The following is a 10342-nucleotide window of genomic DNA, read 5'->3' on the forward strand; positions in this document are numbered from 1 at the left end:
TTATGTCACACCCATACGGATGCGATTCCGACATGTCGGTCCCATGCGTGACGTCCACGTAGGCGGAAGGTTGGGGGAAAATGCGCACAATGCGGCTGGCTCGGGGCTGGCGGGGTGGGGTGGGCATCGCAATATGCTGAAGCACAGAAGGTGCACGAACAAGTCCGCATCGCTCTGGATGATGCTTTTCGGACCTGATTGGTTGAAATGTTGATGAAAGGATGTTGGTGAGGTGGCGGAGCATCCGCGGCCGATTTTCATCCATAATCGCTGGATGACCATCCCAACTTCATCGACCGCGCAGGTCGTTTTCCATGCGTCGTGGTGCCTCGATCGGGTGATTGCGTCGTGAGGGCGCTGGTGACCGGAGCCACCGGTTTCGTCGGTTCGGCCGTGGCGCGCCGCCTGCTGCGCGATGGCCACAGCGTGCGCGTATTGGCGCGTGCGGGCTCGGATCGCCGCAATCTGCAGGGCCTGGACGTGGAAGTGGCCGAAGGCGACCTGACCAAGCCGCAGAGCCTGCTGCCCGCGTGCGACGGCTGCGATGCGCTATTCCACGTCGCCGCCGATTACCGCCTGTGGGCGCCCGATCCATCGGAGCTTTACCGCGCCAACGTCGACGGCACGCGCGCGATGCTGGAAGCGGCCAGGCGCGTCGGCGTCAAGCGTGTGGTCTATACCAGCAGCGTGGCCACGCTGGGGATACCGAAGGACGGTACGCCCGGCAGCGAAACCACGCCGGTGACGGTGGACGACATGATCGGCCACTACAAGCGTTCCAAGTTCCTGGCCGAAGAAGTGGCGCGGCAGTTCGCTGCCGAAGGCGCGCCGGTGGTGATCGTCAATCCGTCCACGCCGATCGGCCCGCACGACGTGAAACCCACGCCCACCGGCCGCATCGTGCGCGACGCGATGGCCGGACGCCTGCCCGCGTACGTAGATACCGGCCTCAACATCGTGCACGTGGAAGACGTGGCCGAAGGCCATTGGCTGGCCTACGAGCGTGGTGTGGTCGGCGAGCGCTACATCCTTGGCGGCTTCAATATGAGCCTGCGCGAGGTGCTCACCGAGATCGCCGACATCGCCGGCCGTTCACCACCGAAGGTGCGCCTGCCGCATGCCGCCGTGATGCCGGTGGCTTACGTTGCCGAAGCATGGGCGCGCGTGACCGGCATGCCGCCGATCGCCACGGTGGAGGAAGTGCGCATGTCGAAGAAGCGCATGTTTTTCACCAGCGAAAAGGCGCAGCGCGAGCTGGGCTATACAGCGCGTCCGGCGCGGCTGGCGTTGGAAGATGCGGTGCGGTGGTTCAAGGGCCGGGAATCGGAAATCGCCAACAGGGCGGCGTAGGTTGGGGTGCAAACCCTGATACATCCCCACGTTTTTCCTTTACGTGCACACCTGCCCAAATGCCGTCGTTCCCGCGAAAGCGGAGGCGCTTTTCAACAGCGAATGCTGGTCAATCCATCTTTGCTTTTGCATCAGAGCAGATGGATTCCCGCTTTCGCGGGAATGACGCCCAGTAATCTGGAAGATCATGTGCAAGGTGTATAGCTCGCTGATTTTATTGAAATCATCGAGCAAAAACGTGGGGATACGTCAGGGTGCAAACCCCAACATTGCCATGTATGCACGCATCACGATGTTGGGGTTTGCACCCCAACCTACGATTACGCTTGCGCCTGCTCCAACATCTTCTTCGCGTGCGCCCGCGTTTCGCGGGTGATCTCCACGCCGCCTAGCATGCGCGCCAGTTCGTCGCGGCGGCCTTCGGTGTTCAGCACTTCGATGCGTGTATGGGTGGAACCGCTTTCGCTGTGCTTGCTGACGCGCAGATGCGCATGGCCTTGCGCGGCCACCTGCGGCAGGTGCGTTACGCATAGCACCTGGCAGCGTGAGCCTAGCGCGCGCAGTTTCTGGCCGACCACTTCGGCTACCGCGCCGCCGATGCCGGTGTCGACTTCGTCGAACACCATGCAGCCGACGGTATCCTTGCCAAGCGTGGCCACTTCGATCGCCAGGCTGATGCGGGCGAGTTCGCCGCCGGATGCCACCTTGCGCAGCGGGCGCGGCGGCTGGCCGGGGTTGGCGCTGACCAAGAGTTCACAGCGTTCGCGGCCTTGCGGATCGGGTTCGCTGTTTTCGGATGCTTCCAGCGTGACCTGCAGCACGCCGCCGGCCATGCCCAGCTCGCCCATCAGCGCGCTTACTTCCTTGCCGAGGCGCTTGGCGGCAGCCTGGCGCGATTTGCTCAGGGCTTCGGCCGCCTTGCCGTAATCGCGCTGCAATTGCGCGCGCTGTGCGTCCAGGCGTTGTAGCGCGTCGCCGGCGTTTTCCAGTTCGGTCAGTTCGTTCTGCACCGCGATGCGCTTGTCGTCCAGTTCGGCAACGGGCAAACGATGTTTGCGCGACAGTTCGTGCAGACGCATGAGATGCGCATCGACCTCCGCATAGCGTTCGGGGTCCAGATCGACATCCTGCGCATAGCGTGCAAGACCGTCGGCGGCTTCGGTGAGCTGGATCTGCGCGTTGTCGAGCAATTCGAGCATCGGTGCGAGGCGATCGTCCAGGGCGGCAAGGCGGCTGAGTTCCGCATGCGCGCGCCCCAGCGACGAACGCAGCGCGAACTCGCTGTCGCCGTCGAGCAGATCGACCACGCCGGTGATGCCTTCGGTGAGCTTGCTGGCATTGGCCAGCCGCTTGTGGCTGCTTTCCAGTTCGGTCAGTGCGGTAGCGGGAAGCGCCCATTTTTCCAATTCGGAAAGTTCGTGCCGCAGCAGTTCCAGGCGATGCTCGCGATCTTCGCCGCCGGCCAGCTTGCGGATGCGTGCGCCAAGCTCGCGCCACTGCGCGGCAAGCTCGCGTACTTGTGCCACGCGCGTTTCGTTCTCGGCGTAGGCGTCGAGCAGGTTCATTTGATGCGCGCGTTCCAGCAGCGCCTGATGCTCGTGCTGGCCGTGGATTTCCACCAGCAGGGCGGCCAGCTCACCCATCTGGCCGATGGTGGCCGGACGGCCGTTGATCCAGGCGCGCGAGCTGCCTTCGGCGCGGATCACGCGGCGCAGCTGGCAGGTGCCGTCTTCGTCCAGTTCCTCGCGTTTGAGCCAGTCGCGCGCCTCGGGCAGTTGGCCGAGGTCGAACTCCGCGGCGAGCTCGGCGCGATCGCTGCCGGCACGCACGATGCCGCTGTCGGCGCGCGCGCCGGCCAGCAGCATCAGGGCGTCCACCAGCAAGGACTTGCCCGCGCCGGTTTCCCCGCTGACCACGGTCAGGCCGGGACCAAAGGCGAGATCGGCTTCTTCGACGACGGCGAGATGGCGAACGTAGAGAGAGATGAGCATGGGAGAGGGCGGTAGTTATCGGCGCGATTGTACGGGGGAACCGGGAATAGGAAACGGGGTATCCGGCATGCGGCGGTCTCGACGTTCCCCGTTTTCCGGCCCCCGTTCCCCGTCTTTGGAGCCTTTCTTGCTTTCTGGCTCATCAAACCTTATTTCTAAGCCGTCTCACGGATTGCCACAGCGCATGTCTAGTCACCACCGCCAAGAGCTCGATAGCCGCGCACGACGCCTGCTGCGCACGTTGATCGCGCAGTATCTGATCGATGGCGAACCGGTCGGCTCGCGTACGCTGTCGCGTTCGTCGGGGCTGGACGTGAGCCCGGCCACGATCCGCAACGTCATGGCGGACCTGGAAGAAGCCGGCCTGATCGCCTCCCCGCATACCTCGGCTGGACGCATCCCCACGCCGCGCGGCCTGCGCCTGTTCGTCGACAGCCTGATCGAATTGCAGCCGCTGCCGCGTGACGAAATGGTGCGATTGCAGCGCGAGCTGCCGCCCGGCCCGGCCACCGTGCGCGACCTGGTCGGCAATGCGTCGGCGCTGCTCTCGGCGATGACCCATTTCGCCGGCGTGGTGACCGTACCGCGCCAGACCGATTTCCCGCTGCGCCATATCGACTTCGTGCCGCTGCCGGATGCGCGCGTGCTGGTGATCCTGGTGTTCTCCGACAACCAGGTGCAGAACCGCGTGATCCAGCTGGCCAAGCCGGTGGAGGCGCGGGAGTTGGAGCAGGCCGCCAATTACATCAACGAACATTTTGTTGGCCTGCGCGTGGACGACATCCGCGCGCGTCTGCTGCGCGAACTGCGCGAAGCCGGCAGCGAATTGCATCAACTGCTTTCCAAAGCGGTGGAACTGGCGGCATCGTCGTTTGCGCCGCAGGACGAAGACGTGCTGGTCAGCGGCCAGACCAACCTGATGGCCTATGCCGAACTGGGCAACCTCGACCGGCTGCGCGATCTGTTCGAAGCGTTCCAGAAGAAGAACGAATTGCTGCAGCTGATGGAAACCTGTGCCAAGGCGCCGGGCGTGCGATTGTTCATCGGCGAGGAATCGGGCTTCGCCGCGCTGGACGGCTGCAGCGTGGTCACCGCCAGCTATGGGGCGCAGGGGCGATTGCTGGGGGCCGTCGGTGTGATTGGTCCCACCCGCATGGCTTACGATCGCGTGATCCCGGTGGTGCAGGCCACGGCTCGGTTGTTGAGCGATGCCTTGAATCGCGCCGCCACGACCCTATAACGGCCGGTTGGGAGGCGGGTTCACCCGCAGAATTTTTGATGGTCGGCAAGATATGCCGGCCCAGGACGATGTTTGGAGTCATTTCATGCACAACAGCGATTCGCAGTCGCCGAACCAGGCCCCTGAAACGGGCGAGCAGAACGTCGCCGGCGGTGACGAACTGGAAGCGCTCAAGGCCAAGCTGGCCGAACTGGAAACGAGCAACCGGGAGCTGCGCGAAACCGTGCTGCGCGAAAAGGCCGAGCTGGAAAACCAGCGCCGCCGCCTGCATCGCGACCTGGAACAGGCGCGCCGCTTCGCCAACGAAAAGCTGCTCAATGACCTCTTGCCCGTGTACGACGGCCTGGAGCGGGGCCTGGCAACCGAGGGCGGCGATGTGGCCACGATTCGCGAGGGACTGAACCTCACCCTGAAAGAGATGTTGCGTATCGCCAGCAACAACGGCCTGGTGCAGGTGGACCCGGTCGACCAGCCGCTGGACCCGGAACGTCATCACGCCGTGAGCATGGTCGAGGCGCCCGGCAAGGCGCCCGGCACGGTGGTGGCGGTGCTGCAAAAAGGCTACGTGCTCAACGATCGGCTGTTGCGCCCGGCCCTGGTGTCCGTGGCCAAGGACGACTGACGGTCTCTGCTGAACGTTATCTGCAATTCCAGAACTGCAGGGTTTAGCTGGTATTGAACGACTTTCACCAGAACCCCATCTGACAACCATTCGCGGCGCGGGGCCGCACACGAGATTTCCGGAGCACACATCATGGGCAAGATCATCGGCATCGACCTGGGCACGACCAACTCGTGCGTGGCCATCATGGATGGCAGCACCACCAAGGTCATCGAGAACTCCGAAGGCGATCGCACTACGCCATCCATCGTCGCCTTCACCAAGGACAGCGAGGTGATGGTCGGCGCCCCTGCCAAGCGCCAGGGCGTGACCAACCCCAAGAACACCTTCTACGCGGTGAAGCGCCTGATCGGCCGCAAGTTCACCGACGCCGAAGTGCAGAAGGACATCCACATCGTGCCGTACGGCATCGTCGCGCACGAGAACGGTGACGCCTGGGTGCAGACCTCCGATGGCAAGAAGATGGCGCCGCAGGAAATCTCCGCCAAAGTGCTGATGAAGATGAAGAAGACCGCCGAGGATTACCTGGGCGAGACCATCACCGAGGCGGTGATCACGGTGCCTGCGTACTTCAACGACAGCCAGCGCCAGGCCACCAAGGACGCCGGCCGCATCGCCGGCCTGGATGTGAAGCGCATCATCAACGAGCCGACCGCGGCCGCGCTGGCCTACGGCCTGGACAAGAAAGGCGGTGATCGCAAGATCGCCGTATACGACTTGGGCGGCGGCACCTTCGACGTGTCGATCATCGAGATCGCCGAAGTCGACGGCGAGAAGCAATTCGAGGTGCTGGCCACCAACGGCGATACGTTCCTGGGTGGTGAGGACTTCGACAAACGCGTCATCGATTACCTGATCGAGGAATTCAAGAAGGACCAGGGCATCGATCTCAGCAAGGATGCGCTGGCACTGCAGCGCCTGAAGGATGCGGCCGAGCGCGCCAAGATCGAGCTGTCGTCCTCGCACCAGACCGAAGTGAACCTGCCGTACGTGACGGCCGACGCTTCGGGCCCCAAGCATCTGAACATCAAGCTCACCCGCGCCAAGCTCGAAGCGCTGGTGGAAGACTTGGTCAAGCGCACCATCGAACCGTGCCGCACCGCGCTCAACGATGCGGGCCTGCGCGTGGCCGACATCAGCGAAGTGATCCTGGTCGGCGGCCAGACCCGCATGCCGAAAGTGCAGGAAGCAGTCAAGGATTTCTTCGGCAAGGAGCCGCGCAAGGACGTCAACCCGGACGAAGCCGTCGCCGTGGGCGCGGCGATCCAGGGCGGCGTGCTGGGCGGTTCGGTGAAGGACGTGCTGCTGCTGGACGTTACCCCGCTCTCGCTGGGTATCGAAACCATGGGCGGCGTGATGACCAAGCTGATCGAGAAGAACACCACGGTGCCGACCAAGGCCTCGCAGGTATTCTCCACCGCCGAAGACAATCAAACCGCGGTGACCGTGCACGTGCTGCAGGGTGAGCGCGACCGCGCCAGTGCCAACAAGTCGCTGGGCAAGTTCGACCTGGCCGGCATCGATGCCGCGCCGCGCGGCATGCCGCAGATCGAAGTGACCTTCGACATCGACGCCAACGGCATCCTGCATGTGTCCGCCAAGGACAAGAAGACCGGCAAGGAGCAGCGCATCGAGATCAAGGCCGGTTCCGGCCTGTCAGAGGAAGAAATCCAGCGCATGGTCGCCGACGCGGAAAGCCACAAGGAAGAAGACCGCAAGTTCCAGGAACTGGTCAGCACGCGCAACAAGGCCGACCAGCTGGTGCACGCCACGCGCAGCGCGCTGAAGGAGCACGGCGGCAAGGTGCCGGGTGCGCAGCTGAGCGAGATCGAAGGCGCGCTGTCGGATCTGGAAAAGGCCAAAGATAGCGACGACAAGGGCGCCATCGAGGCAAAGATCCAGAAGCTGGAGCAAGTGGCGCAATCGCTCTACGCCGCCGCTCAGGCCGGCCACGCCGATGCGGGCGCTGGTGCGCAACATGGCCCGGGCCCGGGCGGTTCGGCCCAGCCGGACGACGTGGTCGATGCCGAGTTCACCGAAGTCAAGAACGACGGCAAGTCGTAATCCTTTAAGCTGTTGAACAACGAGCGCCTCGAAAGGGGCGCTCGTTGCATTAGAGCCTGTTCAATGTCTCAGCGTGGTTCGCATGGTTTCCGAGTGGCCGTCAGGTGGTAGTGCGTGGCGCAGCGCCAGACTGGGTGTCTGGTCAAGCCGCGCGCTGCCGCATGGCGGCCACTCGGGAGCCATGAGAGCTGCGAAGAGGCATTGAACAGGCTCTTACGGGAGGGGAGACGATGGACAAGGGGCGGCTCGAAGCCTTCAGCGACGGCGTGCTCGCCATCATCCTCACTATCATGGTGCTGGAACTGAAGGTGCCGCACGGCGACGGCTGGAACGTGCTGCTGCCGCAGTGGCCGGTGTTCCTGAGCTACGTATTGAGCTTCATCTACGTCGGCATCTACTGGAACAACCACCATCATTTCCTGCATGCTTCGGCCAAGGTGAACGGCGCGGTGCTGTGGGCCAACCTGCACCTCCTGTTCTGGCTGTCGCTGATGCCGGTGACTACCGGCTGGATGGGCGAGAACCATTTCGCGCGGCTACCCGTGGCGGTTTATGGTTTCGTGCTGCTGATGTGCGGCATCGCCTGGCAGCCGTTCCAGCGCAGCCTGATCGCCGCCAACGGCGGTAGGGAGTCCCTGTTGGCGCAGGCGGTGGGCAGCGACTGGAAAGGCTGGGTCGCCGTCGCCATGTATCTGGGCGGCATCCTCGTGGCGTTCGTGGCGCCGTGGGTGTCGTGTGTTCTTTATGCCACGGTGGCAGCGATCTGGTTCATTCCCGATCGGCGCATCGAATCGCGGATCAAGCAATGAGCAAGCGTGACTATTACGAAATTCTGGGTATCGAACGTTCCGCCGACGAGGCGGAACTGAAAAAAGCTTTCCGCCGCCTGGCGATGAAATACCACCCCGACCGCTGCCCGGACGACCCGCACGCGCAGGAGAAATTCAAGGAGGCCAAGGAGGCCTACGACGTACTTGGCGACGCGCAGAAGCGCGCGATGTACGACCAGTACGGCCACGCCGCGTTCGAGGGCGGCATGGGCGGTGGACGCGGTGGCGCCGGCTTCGGCGACATGGGCGATATCTTCGGGGATATCTTCGGCGACATTTTTGGTGGCGGCGGCCGTTCCTCGCGTCCGCGCCGTGGCGCCGACCTGCGCTACATCATGGAGCTCGATCTCGAAGAAGCCGTGTTCGGCGTCGAGAGAAAATTCGACATTCCCACCCAGGTCAATTGCCACCACTGCAACGGCAGCGGCTCGGAAGACGGCAAGACCGTCAATTGCCGCACCTGCAATGGCCACGGCCGCGTGCGCATGCAGAACGGTATCTTCTCCATCCAGCAGACCTGTCCGCACTGCGGCGGCAGCGGCCGCGCGATCGAGAAACCCTGCAAGAAATGCCACGGCGAAGGGCGCCTGGAAGAAACCCGCACGCTGTCGGTGCGCATTCCCGCCGGCGTCGACAACGGCGATCGCATCCGCCTGGCGGCGCAGGGCGAGGCAGGTCCCGCCGGTACCGAAGCCGGTGATCTATACGTGGAAGTGCGCGTGCGCGAACACGAGATTTTCCAGCGCGACGGCAACAACCTCTATTGCGAAGTGCCGATCCGCATCTCGCAGGCAGCGCTCGGCGCGGAATTGCAGGTGCCCACGCTGGACGGCGAAGTCGCCATCACGATTCCGCCGGAAACGCAGACCGGGCAGCAGTTCGTGTTGCGCGGACGCGGCGTGAAATCGGTACGCGGCGGCCGCACCGGCGACCTCGTTTGCCGCGTGATGGTGGAGACACCGGTGCGCCTTACGCGTGAGCAGCGTGAATTGCTGGAGAAGCTGGAAGCGACGTTCGCCGAGGATGATGAGCACACGCCACGGGCCAAGGGCTTTATGGATGGCGTGAAGCAGTTCTGGTCGCGGGTGACGTCCTGAGCCATTCCTTATTCGATGCGTTGAGCCGCATACTCGCCACAGACGATTCCCTCCCCTACGTGTAGTAGGGGAGGGTTAGGGTGGGGTGAAGCAATCTCGCGGTGTACTCAAACAATGCCGCAAGGGTGTGTAACCCCACCCCAACCCTCCCCTGCAAGCAGGGGAGGGAGCGCACTTCGACCTGTTGAGTTTCTACGTTCAGGACAGCCCATGACCCAACCCATCCGTCTTGCCATCAATGGCGCTTCCGGCCGCATGGGACGCGCCTTGCTCGCGCTGGTGCGCGAGGACAAGCGCTTCGAACTGGTCAATGCGTTGGTACCTGCAACTTCCGCACATAACGGCACGCCCGTTTTCGCGGAACTCCCCGCGTCACTGCGCTATGCGCACGACTGGAACGCCGTCACCGCCAACGTCGTCATCGATTTCAGCGGCCCGGACGGCCTCATCGCTGCGCTTGATTACTGCATCGCGCACAAGGCCGCGCTGGTGACGGGCACGACAGGCATCGACGCTTCACTGCAAACCCGGCTCGATCAAGCTGCGCAACGCATTCCCCTGTTGCATGCCGCCAACTTCAGCCTGGGCGTCGCCGTGTTGAAGCGCTTGCTGCGCCAGGCCGCCGCGGCGTTGCCCGATTGGGATCTGGAGATCATCGAGGCGCATCACGGCCGCAAGGAAGATGCGCCATCGGGCACGGCGCTCGCCTTGGGGAATGCGGCCGCCGAAACGCGCGGCACCAGTTTGGCGAAGGATGCCGTCTACGTACGCGAAGGCCGCCCCGGCGCGAGGCGCAGCGGCAGTATCGGGTTCGCCGTCGTGCGCGGCGGCGACGTGGTGGGCGAACACACCGCTTTGTTGCTCGGCCAGGGCGAGCGTGTCGAGCTGAGCCATCGCGCCACCGATCGATCCATCTTCGCGCGCGGCGCGCTGGAAGCGGCCGCGTGGCTGGCGGCACGTAAGCCCGGCAGCTACGACATCGACGACATGTTGCAGGCGCGCGTCGCCGGCTGATCGCGCCACTCGGGATGCTCTGATCTATTCCACGTACCCGTCACCGCACAGTATGCGCGCCTCGCTGTGCTCCAGTGGCGAAGGCAGACTGGCGCATCGTCGAGACGCTGGGGTGCAGCGAGGCGCGCATACAG

Annotated in this window: 8 protein-coding genes; 7 read left to right on the forward strand and 1 reads right to left on the reverse strand. The window is 63.9% G+C overall.

Going from position 1 to position 10342, the window contains the following annotated elements; all coding sequences use genetic code 11:
• The first annotated feature begins 348 nt into the window (after positions 1-348).
• Positions 349-1350 carry a hopanoid-associated sugar epimerase gene (hpnA, locus tag ACTHNE_RS18355; RefSeq protein WP_440269982.1) on the forward strand — a complete coding sequence of 334 codons (1002 nt, stop codon included), beginning with the start codon at positions 349-351 and terminating at the stop codon, positions 1348-1350.
• 320 nt (positions 1351-1670) lie between these two features.
• Here the strand turns inward: hpnA and recN are convergent, their stop codons facing one another.
• Positions 1671-3341, reverse strand: coding sequence for a DNA repair protein RecN (gene recN, locus ACTHNE_RS18360; RefSeq protein ID WP_440269983.1), 1671 nt, complete (start codon positions 3339-3341; stop codon positions 1671-1673).
• A 184-nt stretch (positions 3342-3525) separates the two neighbouring features.
• Here recN and hrcA point away from each other — a divergent pair, with 184 nt between their 5' ends.
• From hrcA to dapB, 6 genes are all read left to right on the forward strand, one after another.
• Positions 3526-4581, forward strand: coding sequence for a heat-inducible transcriptional repressor HrcA (hrcA, locus tag ACTHNE_RS18365; protein ID WP_440269985.1), 1056 nt, complete (start codon positions 3526-3528; stop codon positions 4579-4581).
• Positions 4582-4666: 85 nt separating this feature from the next.
• Complete coding sequence (gene grpE, locus ACTHNE_RS18370) at positions 4667-5203, forward strand: nucleotide exchange factor GrpE (RefSeq protein ID WP_440269986.1); 537 nt, start codon at positions 4667-4669, stop codon at positions 5201-5203.
• 132 nt (positions 5204-5335) lie between these two features.
• A complete protein-coding gene (gene dnaK / locus ACTHNE_RS18375) occupies positions 5336-7267 on the forward strand; it encodes a molecular chaperone DnaK (protein ID WP_324945375.1) in 1932 nt (643 codons plus the stop codon).
• A gap of 230 nt (positions 7268-7497) precedes the next feature.
• The gene (locus tag ACTHNE_RS18380; protein WP_324945378.1) at positions 7498-8076 is read left to right on the forward strand and encodes a TMEM175 family protein; all 579 of its coding nucleotides are present in this window, start codon (positions 7498-7500) and stop codon (positions 8074-8076) included.
• Positions 8073-9194, forward strand: coding sequence for a molecular chaperone DnaJ (gene dnaJ, locus ACTHNE_RS18385; protein WP_324945380.1), 1122 nt, complete (start codon positions 8073-8075; stop codon positions 9192-9194). The genes ACTHNE_RS18380 and dnaJ overlap by 4 nt, the downstream gene beginning before the upstream one ends.
• Before the next feature lie 210 nt (positions 9195-9404).
• A complete protein-coding gene (gene dapB / locus ACTHNE_RS18390; protein WP_440269987.1) occupies positions 9405-10208 on the forward strand; it encodes a 4-hydroxy-tetrahydrodipicolinate reductase in 804 nt (267 codons plus the stop codon).
• The last annotated feature ends 134 nt before the right edge of the window (positions 10209-10342 follow it).

It is taken from the genome of Dyella sp., from assembly GCF_051954575.1.
Classification (GTDB): Bacteria; Pseudomonadota; Gammaproteobacteria; order Xanthomonadales; family Rhodanobacteraceae; genus Dyella_B.

Coding starts and splice junctions, on each gene's coding strand:
- hrcA (WP_440269985.1), top strand. CDS start 3,526: ATGTCTAGTCACCACCGCCAAGAGCTCGATAGCCGCGCACGACGCCTG.
- dnaK (WP_324945375.1), top strand. CDS start 5,336: ATGGGCAAGATCATCGGCATCGACCTGGGCACGACCAACTCGTGCGTG.
- dnaJ (WP_324945380.1), top strand. CDS start 8,073: ATGAGCAAGCGTGACTATTACGAAATTCTGGGTATCGAACGTTCCGCC.
- recN (WP_440269983.1), bottom strand. CDS start 3,341: ATGCTCATCTCTCTCTACGTTCGCCATCTCGCCGTCGTCGAAGAAGCC.
- dapB (WP_440269987.1), top strand. CDS start 9,405: ATGACCCAACCCATCCGTCTTGCCATCAATGGCGCTTCCGGCCGCATG.
- ACTHNE_RS18380 (WP_324945378.1), top strand. CDS start 7,498: ATGGACAAGGGGCGGCTCGAAGCCTTCAGCGACGGCGTGCTCGCCATC.
- grpE (WP_440269986.1), top strand. CDS start 4,667: ATGCACAACAGCGATTCGCAGTCGCCGAACCAGGCCCCTGAAACGGGC.